The following is a 21,779-nucleotide window of genomic DNA, read 5'->3' as shown; positions in this document are numbered from 1 at the left end:
ACGTCGTAGACGGCTAGCTGCCGATATGGCGCTTGCCGCGCCGGCCGGCGAGTTCCACCTGTTTGTGCCGCTCGGCATAACGCGCGCGGTCCGCATCGGAGCGCGCCTCATGGCAGTGCGGACAGGAGACGCCCGGCACATAGAGTGGCGAGGCCCGCTCCTCTCTGCCCAGCGGGTGGCGGCAGGCGCGGCATAGTTCCGCATCGCCTTCCTCAAGGCCGTGGGTCACCGAAACGCGTTCGTCGAACACGAAGCATTCGCCCTCCCACAGGCTTTCATCGGCGGGCACTTCCTCCAGATATTTGAGGATGCCGCCCTTGAGGTGGAACACGTCCTCGACGCCGAGCGACTTGATGTAGGCGGTCGCCTTTTCGCAGCGTATGCCACCGGTGCAGAACATCGCCACTTTCCTGCCGTCCAGTTCCGCCCGGTGTTCCTCCACCCAGGCCGGGAACTCGCGAAAGCTTTTCGTCTTCGGGTCGACCGCATGGCTGAACGTGCCCAGCGAGACCTCGTAATCGTTGCGCGTATCGATGACGAGCGTGTCGGGGCTGGCGATCAGCGCGTTCCAGTCCTCGGGCCGGACATACGTGCCGACGCTCCGGCGCGGATCGATGCTTTCCACGCCCATGGTGACGATCTCACGCTTCAGCCGCACCTTCATGCGATGAAACGGCATCGTCGCGGCCTTGCTGTATTTCACCTCGAGGCCGGTGAAAGCCGGGATCGCTTCCAGATGCGCGATCAGTTCGCCGATCGCCGCCTCGCTGCCCGCGACCGTACCGTTGATGCCTTCGGGCGCCAGAAGCAAAGTGCCCTTGATGCCCCGCCCGCAGCAGAATGCCGCCAGCGGCGCTTTCAACGTCTCGAACGCTTCGAGCCGGCAGAAGCGATAGAGCGCTGCGACCCGGAATTCCTGCGGAGATGTGGACTGGTTCATCGCGAAAGCCACTATAGTCTGGAAACGAGGCTTTCAAGCCGGGCTTGTTCTATCCGCCTATTCAATAGTTTAGGCGAAGACCGATTTGGCGGGTGACGAATTTCGGGGCGAAGTCTTAGCGGCTCCATCCACGCCCATCGGGCAACCACGACAATGATCGCCCAGAAGGGAGACCGTTTCATGTTCACCGATGACGTCGTCCGCGAGATCGCGCAGGCCGCAGCCCATCTCGGCCTTGAGCCGGCGCTGTTGCTGGCGGTTGCCGAGGTGGAAAGCGCCGGCAAGGCCTTCGCGGTCGTCAAGGGCAGGCGCGAACCGCTGATCCGCTTCGAAGGCCACTATTTCGATCGGCGGCTGGATGAAGAAAAGCGAACCCTTGCGCGCCGGAAGGGCCTTGCCTCGCCAGAGGCCGGCGCCATCGCCAATCCCGCCAGCCAGGCCGCCCGCTGGCGCATGGTGGAGGCCGCCGCCGCCATCGACGCCAAGGCCGCGTTCGAATCTGTCTCCTGGGGTCTCGGCCAGGTCATGGGCTCACACTGGGCGTGGCTTGGCTACGCCAGCGTCGACGCGCTGGCAGCGGACGCCCGTTCCGGCGTCGCCGGTCAGGCAGGGCTGATGCTGAAGTATATTGAGAAGGCCGGGCTCACCGAGGCGCTGCGCAAGCGCGATTGGGCAGCCTTTGCCCGCGGATACAACGGTCCCGGTTACAAGCAGAACGCCTATGACGCCAAGATAGCCGCGGCCTACCGCCGCTATGCGGGCGGTGACGACGGCGATGCGGCCCCCGCCGATGCACCCGACGGTTCGGGGTTGCTCCGGCAAGGCTCCAGGGGCGACGCGGTTGCGAAGCTGCAGCAGGATCTCGCCGCGCTCGGCTATCCGGTTGTTGCCGACGGCATCTTCGGTCCGCTAACGAAAATCGCCTTGCTCGCGTTCCAGGAAGATAATGACCTCGATACCGATGGCATCGCCGGACCACGGACGCTCGCCGCGCTGACGCTGGCTTTGCCCGAGGCTGCCAAAGGGCCGGGATTCTGGTCCGTTCTGGAGGCATGGCTGGCGCGACTTTTCGGCCGGTCGTGACGCTCACGCGTGGACTCGGATTCGCGCTTCTGCTAGATCGGCCGCTAATCGATAGCTGTATTAAATCGGTTGAATTGCAGCGAGCTGGAACAGGACGCGCCATGTCGAACAAAACCGAAAAACTCCTTTCGCTTCTGGGCGGCCAGCCGGTCATTCCAGTGCTGAAGATCGCCAGGGCAACCGATGCGGTGCCGCTGGCGCGCGCCCTCGCGCGCGGCGGCCTGCGGGTCATCGAGATCACGCTGCGCACCCCGGAGGCGCTGGAGGCCGTCAGACGCGTGGCGGGCGAAGTCGAGGACGCCATTGTCGGCGCCGGCACCATCCTGTCGGCGCGGCAGTTCGAAGAAGCCGCCGCCGCGGGTTCGAAATTCATCGTCAGCCCCGGCCTGACGCGCGAATTGCTCGCCGCCGGCCAAGCGAGCGAAGTGCCGCTGCTTCCCGGCGCCATCACGCCGGGCGAGATCATGACCGCGCGGGAAGCCGGGCTGGATTTCCTGAAATTCTTCCCGGCCGAACAGGCCGGCGGCGCAGCGTTCCTCAAGGCGCTTGCTTCGCCGCTTGCCGATATCCGGTTCTGTCCAACCGGCGGCGTCAGCGCAAAGAATGCGATGGATTATCTCAGCCTGCCCAATGTGGTGTGCGTCGGCGGCTCCTGGGTTGCCCCGGACGACCTGGTCGCAGCCGGCAAATGGGACGCCATCGAAGCCTTGGCCCGCGAGGCGAGCACGCTGCGCCACAACTGATGACCGGAAGCGTCATGTTCGACGCCCGATCCATTGCGGCCTCACAAACAAAAACCGCGCCGTTACGGCGCGGTTTTTTCTGGAGTGGAGTTTGCCCTACTTGGTGCCGAACCGGGCAACCGACAGGAACTTGACCGCCGTTCCGGAGAACTTGTTGGTGTTCGCCACCTGGTCTTCGGACTGGAACCCTGCCGTGTAGACTTCCTTCGGCGCCGTGCGCACCAGATTGTAGGCGAAGCTCGGCGCGGTGGTGGAATTCTTGACCGTGGCGACATAGTCGGTGCTGTGGATCGCCCAGCGCGCGACGCTCGGCTGGGCCGTCGTCACCACAGCCTTCGGATCCGGCTTGGCGTCGATGGCGCTGGCGCGGCTTTCCTTGCGGGTCGTCTTGACGCTGCCGCCGATCGCCGCCGCGGGATCTGACCCTGCAGGAAGCGCCGCGATAGCCTGGCGAGGCGTGGCCGAATCGACAGCCGGATCGTTGAAGGCCGAACGCGGAGCCAGTCGCGGCATTGAAAGCGAAGCCACCTGGTAAGCATCCGTCGCAACCTCGCTGGAGGCAGTTTGCTCCAGAACCGCCCTGATCTCGTCGGGCCGCTGCGATGGCAGGACTGAAACCTTGTCGGGCCCGCCCTGCGCCGTTTCGGCGAGCGCCATCAGCACGGACTGCTGGCCGTCGGCCTTGGCCGCGACGCCATGTTCCGGCCGCCATGTCGGCACCGGCACGCCGGTCGAAGCGCCCGGCTCGCTATAGGCTGCGAGCGCCGTGGCGTCGGCGGTGCTGAAGGGGACGTTGGTCGGCGTCTGCTCAACCGCGGCGACCTGCACGGCCTCGCCGTTCTCGGCAGCCGCGTCAGCCACGCCGAACGGCACGGTTTCCGGCGTTGCCGGGGTCTTCTCGCCTACATCTGTCTTCGGACGTGGCGCAAAGGCCGGGAGCGGCACGCTGCGCGCGGGGAGCGCTGCGATGATGGTTTCCGGAGTCTCTTCCTTCGGCTCTTCCGCCACGGGGGCGTCCTCGACCGCGGGAATATTGGCGCGCTCCGCCTTGTCAGGCGGCACGATGGTGATGCCCGGCAGCGGCGGCTTCGCCTGCTTGACCTTCGGCTTGGGCTCGCTCGCAGCGGCTACGACATCGGCTTCGTCGTCCGCCTCGTCGGCGCCACCGCCGAAGAACGCGGCGAGCAGACCGCCCGACTTCTTGGAGGAACCGCCCATGCTGGCCAGCGCGATGGCTGTTGAGCCGTTCGCCTTGCGTGACTTGTAGGAGGCAACCGCCTGCTCGTAGCCCGGCAGCGGCCGGCCGTCGCTCGGCACATGCAGAGTCTTGCCGTTCGGGAAGACGCGCGCCAGTTCCTGGCGGCTGATGCCGGGCCAATGGCGCACATTGCCGACATCGAGATGCACGAAGGGCGAGCCCGAAGTCGGGTAATAGCCGACGCCGCCGCCCTGCATTTTCAGGCCGATGTCGCGCAGCTTCTTCAGCGGTACGCCCGGAATGTAGAAATCGATCGCCTTGCCAAGCATATGCTGGCTTTTCTGCGCCACGCCCCTGGAACGGCTGCGCAGCATCGAATTGGTGGCCGGCGCGCGATAGCCGCAGATCACCTGGATGTAGGAATTGGCGCCGCTGACGCGGTAGGCTTCCCAGACCATGTCCAGGAGGCGCGGGTCCATTTTGACGGGCTCGTTGCGGCGCCAGTCGCGCAGGATGTAATTGATCTTCTTAAGACCCTCGGGATCGTAGCGGCCATTGCGCTTGTAGACGATCTCGGCTTTTTCCCGCGTATGCAGATGATAGAACTTCAACGAGCGGGTTTCAGCGCTCGCGGCTGTCGCCATCGATGCAAGGAAAGCTGCCGCGGCTGCCGCGGCCGTCAGCCATTTCGGCCAGACGATCGATTGGGATAGCCGTCCGTTACTGGGTCGTTCGATTCTGTTCAAATCAAAGGCCTTGTAGGCTGCCGTTTGTCCCCGGATTTGACCAAACGGATGTTGTCCACGTACACCCGAATATCGATCCTAATGGTTAATCGTCACTTATTGAAGTCGAAATGCGGTAACACCATGGCGATATCCCGGCAAAAATGCAACGCGATGCTTCTTGGTAAACCGCTGGTTTAGAGAGGAAAACTGTCGCGGGGCTTGCGGTGCGTCTCAGGAAGCCAGTCTGTCGAAACGACCTGTATCCGGCTCGATTCCATATTCCTTGAGCTTCCTGTAGAGCGTCGAACGGCCGATGCCAAGCCGTCGCGCCACTTCGCTCATCTGGCCATTGTAGTGTTCTATGGCGAGCTTGATCATCTCCAGCTCGACCGCCGCCAGGGAACGGACGTTGCCGCGTTCGTCCAGCGCCCGCAGGGTTCCCCGTACGTCAAAGGGCTCCTGCCTTCGCCGGTCTGTCGTCGCTGGTTTGTCCAGGCCGAAAGCCTGATTCTGTTGCGGGTCGGGTGCGGCATCCGCCGCGCCGAGATCGACGATGCCTTCGACCTGCGCGCGGATCTGCGGGAACTCATTTTCGGTCAGTATATCGCCATCGCACAGGACAGACGCCCGGTAGACCGCGTTTTCCAGCTGACGGATGTTGCCGGGCCAGTCATAGGCCTGCAGCATGGCAAGCGCACCGGCCGACATGCCGCGCAGCCGGCGGCGCGGTTCCGCAGCCGCCAACTTTGCCATGAAGTGCCTGACCAGATGCGGTATATCGTCCCGCCGTTCCCGCAGCGGCGGCACGTAGATCGGGTAAACATTCAGGCGGTAGAACAAATCCTCGCGGAACTTGCCGTCCTTCACCTGCTGAAGCAGATCGCGGTGGGTCGCCGAAATCAGGCGTATGTCCACCCGCACGGGAGCGCGCCCGCCGACGGGATCGACCTCGCCGTCCTGAACGGCGCGCAATAGCTTGACCTGGACGTCGAGCGGCAGGTCGCCGATCTCGTCCAGGAAAAGCGTGCCGGTGTGGGCCTCGACGAACTTGCCCGCGTGCTTTTCCGTCGCGCCGGTGAACGAGCCTTTTTCGTGGCCGAACAGGATGGATTCGACCAGATTATCGGGGATCGCGCCACAATTCACCGTCACGAACGGTCTCGACCGGCGATCGCCGCTGCCTTGGATGGACCGCGCAACGATCTCCTTGCCGACGCCGGATTCGCCTTCGATCAGAACCGGTATGTTGGATGCGGCTGCTTTCTGACCAAGCCGGATGACCTTCTCCATGGCCGGGCTGCCGGTGGTCAGATCCTTCAACGTCAACGTGCCGCCGCCGCGCGGCGCCGCGCGCCTGACCTCGTTGCCGATCGCCTCGGTCTTCAGCGCATTGGCGATGGCGGTCTGCAGCCGCTCCGGCGAAGCAGGTTTGACGACGAAATCGAAGGCGCCGTGGCGCATCGCCGACACCACTGTCTCGATGCCGCCTTGCGCGGTCTGGACGATGACGGGAATGTCGATGCCGCGCTCGCGCATCGCCTTGAGCACCCCGATGCCATCGAGGCCCGGCATGGCCAGGTCGAGGATGATGACCGACACGTCGCTCGCCGCCGGACCGTCGATATGCCGAAGGCCGGCCTCACCGCCATCGGCTACGATCGCGTCATAGCCGAATTTGGTTATCGCCGATTCGAGCAGCCGACGCTGCACCGGGTCGTCATCGACTATGAGTATGGAACCTGTCATGAGTGTTTCGAATTTGTTGCCGTAGAATGCCTGCCCTATGGATCATCTTGGCACAGGGTTCTAAATAAGCTTTCAAAAAAGCCGGTGAACGAAATCCTTAGGATTTGATCGGCATCAGGATCAGGCAAGCTTTTCCGGAAGGTGTTTGCATGGACGTGAAGTCTTCCCGGCTGTTCGCCGCGCCGGCCTCTTCCCAGAGCGCTGCCGATTTCGGCGATCCGCCGGAATGGAACCTCGCCGATCTCTATTCCGGCATGGAAGCGCCGGAATTGAAGCGCGATATGGAGAAGGCGGCGGCCGACACCTTGCGCTTCGAAGCCCGCTGGAAGGGCACGCTGGCCGTGGAAGCGGCGCGCGGCGCCGAAGGCCGGCTGGGCGACGCGCTGAAGGAATACGAAGCGCTGGAAGAGCTGATGGGCCGCATCGGCTCCTATGCGGGCCTGGTCTATGCCGAAGACACGTCCGACCCCCAGCGCGCCAAGCTCTATGGCGACGTGCAGGAGAAGATGACCGACGCCAGCGCGCATCTGCTTTTCTTCGCGCTGGAACTGAACCTCGTCGACGATGCGCTGATCGAAAGCGCGCTCGCCGCCGATCCGGCCTTCGGCCACTACCGCCCCTGGGTGCTCGATCTGAGGATGGACAAGCCCTACCAGCTCGAGGACCGCATCGAGCAGCTTTTCCATGAAAAATCGATCACCGGGCGCGGCGCCTTCAACCGCCTGTTCGACGAGACGATGACCGACCTGCGTTTCGAGGTCGATGGCGAGAAGCTGGCCCTCGAGCCGACCTTGAACAAGCTGCAGGACGCCGACGGCGAGGTGCGCCGCGCGGCGGCCGAGGCCCTGGCCGCGACTTTCCGCAAGAATTTGCGGACTTTCACGCTGATCACCAACACCTTGTCCAAGGACAAGGAGATTTCCGATCGCTGGCGCGGCTTCCAGGATATCGCCGACTCCCGACATCTCGCCAACCGGGTCGAACGCAATGTCGTCGATGCGCTGGCCGCCGCCGTGCGTGAAGCCTATCCGCGCCTGTCACACCGCTACTATGCGATGAAGGCGCGCTGGCTCGGCATGGACGCCATGAACCACTGGGACCGCAACGCGCCGCTGCCCGAAACGCCGAAGGCGACGATCCCGTGGGACCAAGCGAAGGACACCGTTCTTTCCGCCTACAACCGCTTCTCGCCGGAGATGGCGGATATCGCACGCTCCTTCTTCGACCGCCGCTGGATCGACGCGCCGGTGCGTCCGGGCAAGTCGCCGGGCGCCTTCGCCCACCCGACCGTGCCGTCCGTTCATCCCTATGTGCTGCTGAACTATATGGGCAAGCCGCGCGACGTCATGACGCTCGCGCACGAACTCGGCCACGGCGTCCACCAGGTGCTGGCCGGCGGCCAGGGCGCGCTGATGGCCTCGACGCCGCTCACCCTTGCCGAGACTGCCTCGGTGTTCGGCGAGATGCTGACCTTCCGCTCGCTGCTCGACAACACCAAGGACCGCCGCGAGCGCAAGGCCATGCTGGCGCAGAAGGTCGAGGACATGATCAACACGGTCGTGCGCCAGATCGCCTTCTACGAATTCGAGCGCCGGGTGCATTCGGAACGCCGCAACGGCGAACTGACCTCGGACAGGCTCGGCGAATTCTGGTTGCAGGTGCAGGCGGAAAGTCTAGGCCCGGCGATCAGGCTGCGCGACGGCTACGAGACCTTCTGGACCTACATCCCGCATTTCATCCACTCGCCCTTCTACGTCTACGCTTACGCGTTTGGGGATTGCCTGGTGAACTCGCTCTACGCCGTCTACCAGAACGCGGAACGCGGCTTTCAGGAGAAATATTTCGACATGCTGCGCGCCGGCGGCACCAAGCATCATTCGGAACTGCTGAAGCCATTCGGGCTGGATGCCTCCGACCCCGCCTTCTGGCAGATCGGCCTCGGCGTCATCAGCGGGCTGATCGACGAGCTGGAAGCGCTGGATTGAGGCGCCTTACCCTCCCCCTTGTGGGGAGGGTCGATCCGTTGTGCGGATCGGGGTGGGGGTACTAAGAACGTGGCACCAACTTCTTCACCCCCACCCCGTCTCGTGGACGTTGCCGAGCAACGCCCACTCGCCGATCCTCCCCACAAGGGGGAGGGTAAAACCGCCGCCTCCTCCTTCGCCCTCTTCCGCGACGATCTTGCCGGACGCGAGGTCCTGTTCGAACGGCCTTCCGAAATCATCGCGCCGACGATCGCCGACGATTTCGAAACCGCGTTCGCGCATATCCAGGCAGCCCACGACGCCGGCAAATGGCTGGCCGGCTATTTCTCCTACGAGGCTGGGTATCTGCTCGAGCCGAAGCTTGCGCCGCTGTTGCCGCCCAGGCGCCGCGTGCCACTGTTTTGCCTCGGCGTGTTCGACCGACCCTCGGAACATGGGCTGGCCGCAGCGCCGGCGCCGACCAACGGACCCATTTTCGATGCCCGCGCAGGATGGTCCTTCCAGGAATACGAGAAACGCTTCGACCGGCTGCATGGCCATATCCGCAAGGGCGATTGCTATCAGGGCAACCTCACCTTCCCGGTCGATGCGCAATGGTCCGGCGATCCGCTCGCCGCCTTCAATGCGCTGACCGCGCGCCAGCCGGTGAAATACGGCGCGCTGATTTCACTTGGCGGCCCGACGATCCTGTCGCGCTCGCCGGAACTGTTTTTCAAAATCGATGCCCAAGGCTGGATCGAGACCCATCCGATGAAGGGCACCGCGCCACGCGGCGCTACGCCCGCCGAAGACCGGCGGCTCAAAACATTTCTGCGCAACGACGAGAAGAACCAGGCCGAAAACCGCATGATCGTCGACCTGCTGCGCAACGACATTTCCCTCATCAGCGAGGTCGGAACGCTCGACGTGCCGGAGCTTTTCCGCATCGAGACCTATCCGACCGTCCACCAGATGGTGAGCACGGTGCGGGCGAACCTTCTGCCCGGCCTGTCGATACGGCAGATTTTCGCGGCGCTCTTCCCCTGCGGCTCGATCACCGGCGCGCCGAAGATCCGCGCCATGGAAATCCTGCGCGAACTGGAGGACACTGCGCGCGGCGTCTATTGCGGCGCCATCGGCTGGATCGCTCCCAATGGCACGATGCGGTTCTCGGTGGCGATCCGAACGATCTCGCTCTTTGCAGACGGCGAGGCGGTCTACAATGTCGGCGGCGGCGTCGTGTTCGATTCCAGCGCGCGGGAGGAGTACGACGAGTGTCTGTTGAAAACACGCTTCGCGATGACGACACCGGCTTCGACCTGATCGAGACCCTGCGCTGGGAGCCCGGCGCGGGCTTTATCCGTCTCGAACGGCATCTGGCGCGTCTCTATGGCTCGGCGGCGGAACTCGGATTCGCCTGTGCGCCGGAAGCAATCGGCCAGGCGTTGCAAAGCGCTGTCGGGCAATCCGGCGCGGCTCTGCGTGTGCGTCTCGTGCTTGCACGGACCGGCGATGTCTCAGCCGCCGCCCAGCCCTACGAGCCTCTTTCCCCCGGCAAGGTCTGGCGGCTGCGGCTTGCCCGCACGCGTCTCGATTCGAGCGATATCCTTTTGCGGCACAAGACGACGCGGCGGGCGATCTATGTCCATGCGCGCTCGGAATATCTGGCGCAGCAGGCGGACGAGGTGCTCCTCGCCAATGAACGCGGCGAGCTGTGCGAAGGGACGATCACCAACATCTTCGCCGATTTCGGCGATGGCATCCTGGCCACGCCGCGCCTCGATTGCGGCTTGCTGCCCGGCGTCCTGCGCGCTGAACTGCTCGATGGGCACAAGGCCGAAGAGACGGTTTTTTCCTTTGCCGATCTCCGCTCGGCCAAGTCGATTTTGGTCGGCAATTCGCTGCGCGGACTGATCCCGGCCACATTGGACTGACCCCGGCGCCATTCGCAAAAATCCGGCTCCTGCCGCACGGTAACCGCCGGCCCGATTGGCGGTTTGTGCTGGTTTGTGACAATGATCTATGGTTTAGCGCCCTGACTGATGCCCTGAAAAGTCGTAGATTTTGAAACAATTTCGAGGAGTTGGCTAAAAAATGGCGAATGAATCCTGGCCCGTCCATGGAGAAATCACCGGTCCCGTCGTGATGATCGGTTTCGGTTCGATAGGCCGCGGCACGCTGCCGCTCATCGAGCGCCATTTCAAGTTCGACAAGTCGCGCATGACCGTCATCGATCCTCGCGACATCGACCGCAAATTGCTCGATGACCGCGGCATCACCTTCATGCAGGAAGCGGTGACCAGGAAGAACTACAAGAAGCTGCTGACCCCGCTTCTCACCGAAGGCGGCGGCCAGGGCTTCTGCGTCAATCTTTCGGTCGATACCTCGTCGCTGGAGCTGATGAAGCTCTGCCGCAAGCTCGGCGTGCTCTACATCGATACGGTGATCGAGCCGTGGCTCGGTTTCTATTTCGACGACAAGGCCGACAACGCCTCGCGCACCAACTATGCGTTGCGCCAGACTGTTCGCGAAGAGGTCGAAAAGAACCCGGGCGGCACGACCGCGCTTTCGTGCTGCGGTGCCAATCCAGGCATGGTTTCGTGGTTCGTCAAGCAGGCGCTGGTCAATCTCGCCACCGATCTCGGCCTGGAGTTCTCCGAGCCCGCGACCGGCGACCGCGAAGGCTGGGCCAGGCTCATGCAGCAGGCCGGCGTCAAGGGCATCCACATCGCCGAGCGCGATACCCAGCGCGCCAAGAAGCCGAAACCGATGAACGTGTTCTGGAACACCTGGTCGGTGGAAGGCTTCATTTCCGAGGGCCTGCAGCCGGCGGAACTCGGCTGGGGCACCCACGAGGACTGGATGCCCAAGAACGCCAGGCAGTACAAGCATGGTCCGCAGTCCGCCATCTATCTCGAGCAGCCCGGCGCCAACACCCGCGTCCGCACCTGGTGCCCGACGCCGGGGCCGCAATACGGCTTCCTCGTCACCCATAACGAGGCGATCTCCGTCGCCGATTTCTTCACGGTGCGCGGCAAGAAGGGCAAGGTCCACTACCGCCCGACCTGTCACTATGCCTACCACCCCTGCAACGATGCCCTGCTCTCGCTCGACGAGATGTTCGGCGCAGCCGGCAAGGCGCAGCCGGTGCAGCACGTTCTCGACGAGAACGAGCTGGTCGACGGCGTCGACGAGCTCGGCGTGCTGCTCTACGGCCACGCCAGGAACGCCTACTGGTTCGGCTCGCAGCTTTCATTGCAGGAAGCCCGCAAGCTTGCTCCCTACCAGAACGCCACCGGCATGCAGGTCACGTCGGCGGTTCTCGCCGGCATGGTCTGGGCGCTCGAAAACCCGGAGGCCGGCATCGTCGAGGCCGACGAGATGGACTACCGGCGCTGCCTCGAAATCCAGATGCCGTATCTGGGGCCGGTCAAGGGCTACTACACCGACTGGACGCCTCTCGAGGGAAGGCCGGGGCTTTTCCACGAGGACATCGACAAGAAAGACCCGTGGCAGTTCCGCAACATCCTGGTCAGATAGCGCCAGCCCCCCTCCCTTTCGACGCCTTGCAATCGCCCGGAAATCGGGCGATTGAAATGGAGCGGATCGAGGAGAGGACTTCATTGATGAATACAGCGCGCAAAATGCTTCCGGCTGGTTGCGCAGCCGCCTTGGCGGTCATGCTTGCCGCCTGCACCACCAGCGGCCCGCCCGAGCCGTCCATGGGCCAGCAGGCGCCGAGCGGCGTCGAAGGCTCGTGGATCGACGCCAAGGGCACCGGCCTGTCGACACTGGCGGGCGGACGCTTCCAGACCGTTGCCACCGACACAGGCCAGAAACTGTCCGACGGCAGCTATACGATGACGGGCGCAGCCTCCGTTGAAATCAACGGCACATCGCTGATCCGCCAGTCGGGCATCAGCTTCAACTGCCTGCTTGTTTCGACCAACCAGATGAACTGCACCAGCGCCTCCGGCCAGAATTTCGTTCTGACGCGGCGCGTCTGAGACCACGGGCATTTCAATCCAGGGCAGCGGCTCGCCGCTGCCCTTTTGTTTGCGTCAACCGGCTGCATCTATCCGTAAAGGCATTTCCGCCAGGCGCCGGATGCCTGCCCCGACTTCGCCGGCAAACCGAGCCGCGATTCCGCTTGCATCCATAAAACCGGGGTGTGAACATGGCTGCCAGAAAAGCCGTTACACGCCAGTCAAACAAGGCGGTTAAACGCCTGAAGCGATCCATCGGGAGAATGCAATGAAGAAACTCGCCGCCATCGCCGCTCTGTCGGCATCGACGCTCGGTATGGGCACGGGCGCGTCCTTTGCCGACTACACGTTGAACATTCTCCACATCAACGACTGGCACAGCCGCATCGAAAGCAACAACAAGTATGAATCGACCTGCTCTGCCGAGGAGGAGACCAAGGGCGAGTGCATCGGCGGCGCGGCAAGGCTGCTGACCGCCATCGCGCAGGAGCGCAAGAAACTCGACGGCCAGAACGTGCTGCTGCTCAATGGCGGCGACAATTTCCAGGGCTCGCTTTTCTACACCACCTACAAGGGCAAGGTGGAAGCGGAATTCCTCAATGAGATGAAGTTCGACGCCATGACCGTCGGCAACCACGAGTTCGACGACGGCGAAGACGCGCTGGCGCCGTTCCTGGATGTCATCAAGTTCCCGGTTCTGTCGGCCAATGTGAAGGCCAGCGCCGCCGCCAAAATCGGCGACCGCATCAAGCCCTCCGTCGTGCTCGATGTCGGCGGCCAGAAGATCGGCATCGTCGGCGCGGTGACCACGGAAACGCCGGACATCGCATCGCCGGGTCCCAACATCACCATCGAGGACGACGTCAAGACCATCACCGCCGAAGTCGAGAAGCTGAAGGGCGAAGGCGTCAACAAGATCATCGCGCTGACCCATGTCGGCTATCCGCGCGATAAGGAGATGATCGCCAGGATCCCCGGCGTCGACATCGTTGTCGGCGGCCACACCCATTCATTGCTGTCGAACACCGACGCCAAGGCCGAAGGCCCGTATCCGACGATGATCGACAATCCCGACGGCTACAAGGTGCCGGTCACCCAGGCCGCGTCCTATTCGAAATATCTCGGCGAGTTCAAGGTCGTCTTCGACGACAATGGCGTCGTCAAGGAAGCCAGCGGCGACCCGATCTATCTCGACAAGTCGATCACGCCGGACGCCGCCGCGCTCACCCGCATCAAGGAACTGGGCGCGCCGATCGAGGAGCTGAAAAACAAGGAAGTCGGCGAGACCTCCGGTCCGGTCGACGGCAGCCGCGAAACCTGCCGGGCGCGCGAATGCGAGATGGGCAACCTCGTCTCCGACGCCATTCTCGACCGCGTCAAGGATCAGGGCGTCTCCATCGTCGTCTCCAACGGCGGCGGCCTGCGCGCCTCCATCGACCAGGGCAAGGTGACGATGGGCGAAGTTCTGACCGTGCTGCCCTTCCAGAACACCGTCGCCACCTTCCAGATCGCCGGCAAGGATCTCGTCGCCGGGCTGGAGAGCGGCGTCAGCCAGCTCGAGGACGGCGCCGGCCGCTTCCCGCAGGTCGCCGGGCTGAAATATTCGTTCGACAAGTCGGTCGCGCCGAACCAGGGCCGCGTCAAGGATGTCCAGGTGATGGATGGCGGCGAATGGAAGCCGATCGATCCCGAGAAGGACTATCTGGTCGCCACCAACAACTACGTGCGCCAGGGCGGCGACGGCTACAAGGTCTTCGCCGACAAGGCCAAGAACGCCTATGACTACGGTCCGGGCCTGGAACAGGTCGTGGCCGACTACATCAGCGCCCACAGCCCGTACCAGCCGAAGGTTGAGGGCCGCATCACCGAGGTAGCGGCTGCCACCACGGCACAACCGGCCAAGCCTGCCGAAGCAGAACCAGCCAAGCCGGCTGACGCCAAGCCGGCTGACGCGGCACAGGCCCCTGCTCCCGTTCCGGCGGCTCCAGCGCCTGCCGCCCCGGCACCAACCGAAGCAACTCCCGCGGCTCCTGCTCCTGCTCCAGCAACTCCAGCGACGGCAGCCCCTGCACCGGCGCCAGCACAGCCCGCTCCGGCTGCGACCGAGGCTGCGCCCGCGCCGAAACTGCCCGACCTGCCGGCCGGCTCCGCCGACATCGCCAAGACGCCGCCGACCGCTCCTGCCAAAGCCCCCGCGTCGGCCGCTCCGGCACCGGTCGCGAACCAGCCCGGCAATGCGGCACCGCCAGCCCAGCCAGCAACGGACGCGGCAGCGCCTGCCTCCGGAGCGGAGACAACGCACGCGATCGTCAAGGGCGATACCTATTGGGACATCGCCGAGCAGGCCTATGGCGACGGCGCGAAATGGAAACGCATCTCGGAAGCCAATCCGGAATATCAGCCGCGCCACCTGCCGGTCGGCGTCGACCTGAAGATTCCGGCTGCGAACTGAGGCCGCTTTTCAACGAAATGGCACCCGCCCACACAGACCGGGAGGGTGTTTTCGTTCCACGCTTCTCTTCCGGGTGCGGCTACAGGTGGCATTGAAATGCCTCCGCGGATCGCTAGTTTCCGGCCATGCCCAACGGAACAGCAGATAGAACCCAGGTGAAGCCCGCACGCTCTCCCGCATCCCGGTCGAAGGTCCCCGCCGAGCTGCCGGCCGCTCACCCGCCGGTGAAAACCGGCAAGGTCGGCGTCATGCTGCTCAATCTCGGCACGCCGGACGGCACCGATTTCACGCCGATGTGGCGTTACCTGCGTGAATTCCTGTCCGATCCGCGCGTCATCGAGCTCAACAAGGCGATCTGGTATCCGATCCTCTACGGCCTGGTGCTGACGACCCGGCCCAAGAAATCAGGCGCCAACTATGACCGGATATGGAACCGCGAGCGCGACGAGTCGCCGCTGCGAACCTTCACGCGCAGCCAGGCCGAGAAGCTTTCCGCTGCCTTGGCCGATATGCCGGATGTCGTCGTCGACTGGGCCATGCGCTACGGCAACCCGTCAACCGCGAGCGTTGCCGAGAAGCTGCGCGCGCAAGGCTGCGAGCGCATCCTGTCCTTCCCGCTCTATCCGCAATATTCGGCCACCACGACAGCCACTGCCAACGACCAGCTTTTCCGCGCGCTGATGACGATGCGCCGGGCGCCGGCCGTGCGCACCGTCCCGCCCTACTATGACGAGCCAGCCTATATCGACGCGCTGGCCAATTCGATAAAGGCGCATCTGGCCACGCTGGCGTTCGAACCGGAAGTGGTCATCGCCTCCTATCACGGCATCCCCAAGCCCTATTTCGAGAAGGGTGACCCCTACTACTGCCACTGCCAGAAAACGACGCGGCTGTTGCGTGAGAAGCTCGGCTGGAGCGAGCAGAAACTGATCGCCACTTTCCAGTCGCGCTTCGGCGCGCAGGAGTGGCTGCAGCCTTATACGGACAAGACTGTCGAGAAGCTGGCCAGGGAAGGCGTCAAATCCATAGCCATCGTCAATCCCGGCTTTTCGGTCGACTGCATCGAGACGCTGGACGAGATCGGCCGCGAAGTACGCGACGAATTCCTGCACGCAGGCGGCGAGAACTTCGCTCATATCCCCTGCCTCAACGACAGCGCCGGGGGCATGGCGGTGATCGAAGCCCTGGTGCGGCGGGAGCTTTCCGGCTGGGCCTAGGGCGAGCGCTCGGAACCGAAGGTTCCAACACACGTTGACGAGGGCCTTTGCGAGGACCTCGATGAAACGAAAACTTGACCTCAGGACCGGCCGCCCGGTCTGGTTCGCATACCGTGCGGCAACCGTGCCCACAGAAAAGCTGACGCGCGACATCAAGACCGACGTTTTGGTGGTCGGCATGGGCGTGAGCGGCGCCATGATCGCCGAAGCGCTGACGGCGCGCGGCCATGCGGTGGTCTGCATTGATCGCCGCGGGCCTCTCAAGGGTTCGACTTCTGCCACGACCGCGCTCGTGCAGTTCGAGATCGACCAGCCCCTCACAACGCTTTCCAGCATGATCGGCAAGGAAAAGGCCATGCAGGCGTGGCGGCGTTCGCGCCTCGCGGTCTCGAATCTCCAGGGCCGCATTGCCGAGCTGGGCATCGACTGCCGCCTTGTGGCCCGGCCATCGCTCTATCTGGCCGGCGATGTCATGGGCTCCAGCGAGTTGGAAACCGAGGCCAGAGCGCGGCGGCAGGCCGGCATTGGCGCATTCTATCTCCCCCGCAAAGCCCTCGAAGACCGCTTCGGCATCAAACGACCGGGCGCTGTCCTCAGCCGTGACAATCTCGCGCTCGAACCGCGCATGCTGACCGCCGGCCTGCTGTTGAAAACGCTGGAACGCGGCGCGCGGTTTTACGCCCCCGTCGAAGCCGCCGCCCTCGAGGATGACCGCGACGGCGTGACGGTGGCGACGAAGTCCGGACCGACGATCCGGGCCAGGCATCTGGTGTTGGCGACCGGCTATGAACTGATGGACATGGTGCCGCGCGCCAAGCACCAGATCATCTCCACCTGGGCCATTGCCACGCGACCGCAGAAGCAGGCGGTCTGGCCGGAAGAGGCGTTCATCTGGGAGGCGTCCGACCCCTATCTCTACATGCGCACGACCGCGGACGGCCGTGTCATCTGCGGCGGCGAGGACGAGGATTTTTCCGACGAAGAGGAACGGGACAGACTGATCCCGGCAAAGAGCGCCCGCATCGCAGCCAAGCTTTCCAGGCTCTTTCCGGGGCTGGACACCGAACCGGAATTTTCCTGGGCCGGCGCGTTCGGCACCACGACCACCGGTCTGCCCTATATCGGCGCCATACCGCGCCATCCGCGCATCCACGCCGTCATGGGCTATGGCGGCAACGGCATCACCTTTTCACAGATCGCATCGGAAGTCCTCGCTTCGGCGCTCGATGGCGTCGAGGATGCCGACGCCGCGCTCTTCGGCTTCAACCGCTGAGACCCATCCAACAAACCGCCTGGTCCCCGATTGTAACGCCCCGGAAACATCCTTAAGTGTTTTTGGACGCGAAGATGGGCTTGGCGCTGCGATCGAGGGAGAAGCAGATGGATTTCACCGGTTACGATGTCGTCATTCCGGTTCTTGTCGTTCTTGTCCTGCTTATCCTCTTCACCGGCGTCAAGACGGTGCCGCAAGGCTACAACTATACCGTCGAGCGTTTCGGCCGCTACACCAAGACGCTGGAGCCCGGCCTCAACCTGATCGTCCCCTTCATCGACCGCATCGGCGCCAAGATGAACATGATGGAGCAGGTGCTCGACGTTCCCACGCAGGAGATCATCACCCGCGACAACGCCATCGTCGCCGTCGACGGTGTCGCTTTCTACCAGGTGCTCAACGCGCCGCAGGCGGCCTACCAGGTCGCCGGGCTGCAGAACGCCATCCTCAACCTCACCATGACCAACATCCGCACGGTCATGGGTTCGATGGATCTGGACGAACTGCTCTCCAACCGCGACGCCATCAACGAGCGCCTGCTGCGCGTCGTCGACGAGGCTGCGCATCCCTGGGGCATCAAGATAACCCGCGTCGAAATCAAGGACATCAATCCGCCGGCAAATCTGGTGGAATCCATGGGCCGCCAGATGATGGCGGAACGCAACAAGCGCGCGCAGATCCTCGAAGCGGAAGGTCTCAAGCAGTCGCAGATTCTCGAGGCCGAGGGCCGCAAGGAAGCCGCCTTCCGCGACGCCGAAGCCCGCGAACGGTCGGCGGAAGCCGAAGCCCGCGCCACACAGGTCGTCTCGGAGGCGATTTCGAAGGGTGACGTGCAGGCTTTGAACTACTTCGTCGCCCAGAAATACACAGAGGCTCTGACCCGCATCGGTTCGGCCAGCAATTCCAAGCTTGTGCTGATGCCGATAGAGGCCTCGTCGCTGATCGGTACGCTTGGCGGCATCGGCGAAATTGCCCGTGAAGTGTTCAAGGGCGACGGGCAAGGCAGCGGCCAGAGAGCGGCGGGCCGTCCACCCGTCGTTCGCTCCGGCGAAAGCTGACAGGCCGGGGCTGCACCATGCTGGAGCGTCTGTTCACCGAACTCGGTCCCTGGAACTGGATGGTCCTGGGCCTTATCCTGCTGATCCTGGAAATCGTCGTTCCCGGCGTTTTCCTGCTGTGGATCGGTATAGCCGCCTTGCTGATCGGCGCCGTTTCGATGCTGATCTGGGACACCGCTTTCTGGGCCTGGCAGGTGCAGGTCGTCGCCTTCCTGCTGCTGTCCCTCATATCGGCCTATGTCGGCAAGAAGATCATCCGCGGGCGCGGAGACGTTTCCGACCAGCCTCTCCTCAATCGCCGCGGCGAACAGATGATCGGCAGGACGGCGACGCTTGCGGAGCCCATCCGTGAGGGCCGTGGCCGTATCCAGCTTGGCGATACGCTGTGGCGGGTTTCTGGTCCCGACCTGCCTGCCGGCGCCCGCGTGCGAGTCACCGGGGCTGCCGAAACCGATCTAGAGTTGACGGTGGAAGCGATTTCCTAACCGGCGTTACGACTGGCTTCGAAGCCGTCAGGCCGCCCCGATCCGCAGCAGGTCGTGCAGATGGACGAGGCCCACTGGCCGCCCCTCCTCGACGACGATCAGCGTTGTTATCGATGATGCATTGATCGTTTGCAGCGCTGTCGCCACCAGTGTTTCAGGCCCGATGGCCTTGGGCTTCCGGGTCATGATCTCGTCCACGGACATGTTGAGCAGATCACGCCCGATCTGCCGCCTGATGTCGCCGTCGGTGACGATGCCGGCCAGCGAGCCGTCGGTGGCCGTCACCGCAACGCAGCCGAAGCCTTTTCGCGAAAGCTCTTCAATCGCCGCGCGCACGCCGGTGCCCAAAGTGACCAGCGGCACCTCATCGCCTGTATGCATCACCTCACGGACCTGAGTGAGGTTCGCGCCCAACTGGCCGCCGGGGTGGAAGGTGCGGAAGTGGTCCGGCGTGAAGCCGCGCGCCTCCAGCAGCGCGATGGCCAGCGCGTCGCCCATGACAAGTTGTAGCAGCGTCGAGGTCGTCGGCGCCAGTCCGTGCGGACAGGCTTCCGGCGCGCGCGGCAGGGCCAGCACGACATCGGCCGCGCGCGCCAGCGCCGATTTCGTGCCCGCCGTGAGTGCGATCAGCGGAATCGAGAAGCGCCGCGAATAGGCTATGATGCCTTTCAGTTCGGCGCTCTCGCCCGACCATGACAGCGCGATGATGGCATCGTCATTCGCGATCATGCCGAGATCGCCATGGTTGGCTTCCGCCGGATGGACGAAGAAGGCCGGCGTGCCAGTCGAGGCCAGCGTCGCCGCGATCTTGGAACCGATGTGCCCGCTCTTGCCGACGCCGGTGACGATAACGCGTCCGTCGATGCCGGCGAGGATTTCAACAGCTTGCGCGAATGGCTCGGCCAATCCCGTTTCCAGGGCGGTCACCAGCGCATCCAGCCCGGTGCGTTCGATCGACACCGTCCTCAGGCCCGACTCGATCGAGGCGCGGCCATCCGGCTTTTTCTTCTTCAGCGATCCAGCATGCATGGTTTGCGCTTACCGCCTCAGCCGCTTTCTGTCCAACTCTATCGCCCCGCCGCCACGACCGGCAACAGCTTTCAACGCTCCGTTAACCATCGCCGTTTACGGTTCGGTAAGTATGGCGCGTGCGCCGAAGCAGTGGTGAACATGTCGCGGGCCCAGCCTGAACACAAAAGCGGTCGAAACGGCTCGGCGCCCTGCGTGCTGTTGCTGGCAGCGGGCGCTTTTGCGCTCGCGCAGCCTTCGCTGCTTTATGCTCAGGACAGCGGCCTGCGCGGCGCGATGACCGACCCCCTGCGGCTCTACGGCAGGCAGCCGACCGGAACACAGGCCGCGCCGGTCGATCCGCTGCCGGCGTTGCCCGGCACGATGGCAGCGCCGGCCTATCAGCCAAGCAGCCCCGGCGCGACGCCCGACACAACCGGCGATCCAGCAACGGCGGCAGCGCCCGAAGACCCGCTGGCGGCGTTCGAGGATGCCGGCGCTGCCGCACCCATTCCCCAACGCCGCCCCGGTTCTGCCGCGCGCGCCAGCAATTCGACGACTGCGGTTGACGAAGCGGACACGACGGCCAGCACCGCCGACACGACCGTCGATGCCAATACCGCCTCCGCTGCGGCGGAGGAAAAAGAAAACGAAAACGGCAATCTGCGCGCCGCAACGGTGGATTCCGAATTGCGCGAGCCGCTCGATCCGGGCGCCGAACGCACCGGTTCGATCGATGGCAGGGCGGCGAAGCGCGACGAGGAGCCGTTCGCGCCCGTCGGCATCAGGTTCGGCAGCTTCATCCTGAAACCGACGCTGGAAGAAGGCATCACCGTCAGCTCCAACGCCAATTCCAGCTATGGCGGCAAGCCGGGCGTTCTTTCGGAATCCACCCTGCGCTTCGAGGCCGCATCCGACTGGGAGCGGAATTCCGCGCTCATCAGCGGTTACGGCACATATCGCAAGTCGCTTTCTGGCGAGGAGATCGAGGAAACGAAAGGCCGCATCGACGGCACGTTGAACATCGATCTCGACAAGGAGCTCCGCGCCATCGCCAAGCTCGGTTACGAGCGCGCGCCGGAATCCGCCTCGTCGCCGGTGATCATTTCAGGCACGGCCTCGCAGCCGCTGCGGCAGACCTTCGACGGCAGCCTCGGGCTGGAAAAAAATGTCGGCAAAGCGCGCTTCGGCATCACCGGCGCGGTCGAGCATGAGGACTATGGCGACGCCGAGCTTTCAATGGGCGGAACGCTTTCCCAGAAAGAACGAAACTTCACGCTCTATTCGACCCGGCTGCGCGGCGGATACGAGATTTCCCCGGCCATCACGCCATTCGCCGAACTGGAGCTGGGTCGCCGCGTCTACGACATGCGCACCGACCTCAACGGTTACGAACGCTCGGCCACCCGTGTCGGCGGCCGCGCCGGCATCGAGCTCGACATGGGTGAAAAGCTCGGCGGCGAATTCTCCGCCGGCTGGCTCCGGGAAACGCTGGATGACGACAGGCTCGATCCAGTCGCCGGAGCAACCCTCAACGCCGATCTGCGCTGGTCGCCGCAACGCGGCACCACGGTCGGCCTGAACGGCACCACCACGGTCGAGGGCACCACCAGCGCCGGCGAGAGCGGTTCGATCCTCTATTCCAGCCGCCTTTCCGTGGAACGCGAGATTCGCGCCAACCTGACGGGAACCGCCATTCTCGGCGCCGACTGGCGCGACTATGTCGGCACCAACGGCCATGATCTGACGCTGAGCGCCGAGGCCGGGCTGACCTGGTGGATCAACCGCTATGTCGGGCTGACGACGCGGGCGCGGCATGAGCGGCTCAAGAGCAATTTGCCGGACCGCGACGCCACCACCAACAGCATCTTCGTCGGCATGAAGCTGCAGCGCTAGCA

General features: G+C 64.1%; 17 protein-coding genes. 13 read left to right on the top strand and 4 right to left on the bottom strand.

The window, feature by feature from the left end; translation table 11 throughout:
* Positions 1-13 precede the first annotated feature (13 nt).
* Positions 14-940, bottom strand: coding sequence for a rhodanese-related sulfurtransferase (locus J2X35_RS16785; RefSeq protein ID WP_056111367.1), 927 nt, complete (start codon positions 938-940; stop codon positions 14-16).
* A 180-nt stretch (positions 941-1,120) separates the two neighbouring features.
* Here J2X35_RS16785 and J2X35_RS16780 point away from each other — a divergent pair, with 180 nt between their 5' ends.
* Both J2X35_RS16780 and J2X35_RS16775 read left to right on the top strand, forming a co-directional pair.
* Positions 1,121-2,023, top strand: coding sequence for an N-acetylmuramidase domain-containing protein (locus J2X35_RS16780; protein ID WP_310187937.1), 903 nt, complete (start codon positions 1,121-1,123; stop codon positions 2,021-2,023).
* Positions 2,024-2,124: 101 nt separating this feature from the next.
* On the top strand, positions 2,125-2,766 hold the full coding sequence (locus tag J2X35_RS16775; RefSeq protein ID WP_310187934.1) for a 2-dehydro-3-deoxy-phosphogluconate aldolase: 642 nt from the start codon (positions 2,125-2,127) through the stop codon (positions 2,764-2,766).
* Positions 2,767-2,862: 96 nt separating this feature from the next.
* On the opposite strand, the gene J2X35_RS16770 is transcribed toward J2X35_RS16775, so the two are convergent.
* The gene (locus tag J2X35_RS16770; RefSeq protein ID WP_310188720.1) at positions 2,863-4,608 is read right to left on the bottom strand and encodes a DUF882 domain-containing protein; all 1,746 of its coding nucleotides are present in this window, start codon (positions 4,606-4,608) and stop codon (positions 2,863-2,865) included.
* A 315-nt stretch (positions 4,609-4,923) separates the two neighbouring features.
* Positions 4,924-6,438, bottom strand: a complete 1,515-nt coding sequence (locus tag J2X35_RS16765; RefSeq protein WP_310187932.1) for a sigma-54 dependent transcriptional regulator — start codon at positions 6,436-6,438, stop codon at positions 4,924-4,926.
* Positions 6,439-6,587: 149 nt separating this feature from the next.
* Between J2X35_RS16765 and J2X35_RS16760 the strand changes: the two genes are divergently transcribed.
* From J2X35_RS16760 to J2X35_RS16715, 10 genes are all read left to right on the top strand, one after another.
* Positions 6,588-8,423, top strand: a complete 1,836-nt coding sequence (locus J2X35_RS16760) for a M3 family oligoendopeptidase (protein WP_310187929.1) — start codon at positions 6,588-6,590, stop codon at positions 8,421-8,423.
* Positions 8,424-8,636: 213 nt separating this feature from the next.
* On the top strand, positions 8,637-9,725 hold the full coding sequence (locus tag J2X35_RS16755) for an aminodeoxychorismate synthase component I (RefSeq protein ID WP_310188717.1): 1,089 nt from the start codon (positions 8,637-8,639) through the stop codon (positions 9,723-9,725).
* On the top strand, positions 9,677-10,336 hold the full coding sequence (locus tag J2X35_RS16750; protein ID WP_310187927.1) for an aminotransferase class IV family protein: 660 nt from the start codon (positions 9,677-9,679) through the stop codon (positions 10,334-10,336). Before J2X35_RS16755 ends, J2X35_RS16750 begins: the two co-directional genes overlap by 49 nt.
* Before the next feature lie 160 nt (positions 10,337-10,496).
* The gene (locus J2X35_RS16745) at positions 10,497-11,942 is read left to right on the top strand and encodes a homospermidine synthase (RefSeq protein ID WP_056111376.1); all 1,446 of its coding nucleotides are present in this window, start codon (positions 10,497-10,499) and stop codon (positions 11,940-11,942) included.
* An 86-nt stretch (positions 11,943-12,028) separates the two neighbouring features.
* Complete coding sequence (locus J2X35_RS16740) at positions 12,029-12,409, top strand: hypothetical protein (protein WP_310187924.1); 381 nt, start codon at positions 12,029-12,031, stop codon at positions 12,407-12,409.
* 247 nt (positions 12,410-12,656) lie between these two features.
* Positions 12,657-14,840, top strand: a complete 2,184-nt coding sequence (locus J2X35_RS16735) for a 5'-nucleotidase C-terminal domain-containing protein (RefSeq protein WP_310187921.1) — start codon at positions 12,657-12,659, stop codon at positions 14,838-14,840.
* Between the two features lie 155 nt (positions 14,841-14,995).
* On the top strand, positions 14,996-16,057 hold the full coding sequence (gene hemH, locus J2X35_RS16730; RefSeq protein ID WP_405023233.1) for a ferrochelatase: 1,062 nt from the start codon (positions 14,996-14,998) through the stop codon (positions 16,055-16,057).
* A gap of 61 nt (positions 16,058-16,118) precedes the next feature.
* Positions 16,119-17,330, top strand: a complete 1,212-nt coding sequence (locus tag J2X35_RS16725) for an FAD-binding oxidoreductase (protein ID WP_310187920.1) — start codon at positions 16,119-16,121, stop codon at positions 17,328-17,330.
* A gap of 107 nt (positions 17,331-17,437) precedes the next feature.
* On the top strand, positions 17,438-18,388 hold the full coding sequence (locus tag J2X35_RS16720) for an SPFH domain-containing protein (RefSeq protein WP_056115889.1): 951 nt from the start codon (positions 17,438-17,440) through the stop codon (positions 18,386-18,388).
* 17 nt (positions 18,389-18,405) lie between these two features.
* Positions 18,406-18,873: an NfeD family protein gene (locus J2X35_RS16715; RefSeq protein ID WP_056111386.1), complete on the top strand. Its 468-nt coding sequence runs from the start codon at positions 18,406-18,408 to the stop codon at positions 18,871-18,873.
* Between the two features lie 27 nt (positions 18,874-18,900).
* Here the strand turns inward: J2X35_RS16715 and J2X35_RS16710 are convergent, their stop codons facing one another.
* Positions 18,901-19,902 carry a KpsF/GutQ family sugar-phosphate isomerase gene (locus tag J2X35_RS16710; RefSeq protein ID WP_310187918.1) on the bottom strand — a complete coding sequence of 334 codons (1,002 nt, stop codon included), beginning with the start codon at positions 19,900-19,902 and terminating at the stop codon, positions 18,901-18,903.
* Positions 19,903-20,043: 141 nt separating this feature from the next.
* Between J2X35_RS16710 and J2X35_RS16705 the strand changes: the two genes are divergently transcribed.
* Positions 20,044-21,777 carry an outer membrane beta-barrel protein gene (locus tag J2X35_RS16705; protein WP_310187916.1) on the top strand — a complete coding sequence of 578 codons (1,734 nt, stop codon included), beginning with the start codon at positions 20,044-20,046 and terminating at the stop codon, positions 21,775-21,777.
* The last annotated feature ends 2 nt before the right edge of the window (positions 21,778-21,779 follow it).

It is taken from the genome of Mesorhizobium sp. BE184, assembly GCF_031457045.1.
In the GTDB taxonomy this organism is placed as follows: domain Bacteria; phylum Pseudomonadota; class Alphaproteobacteria; order Rhizobiales; family Rhizobiaceae; genus Mesorhizobium.
Note: the sequence above shows the minus strand (reverse complement) of the source record. Positions and strands in the feature narration are given on the sequence as shown.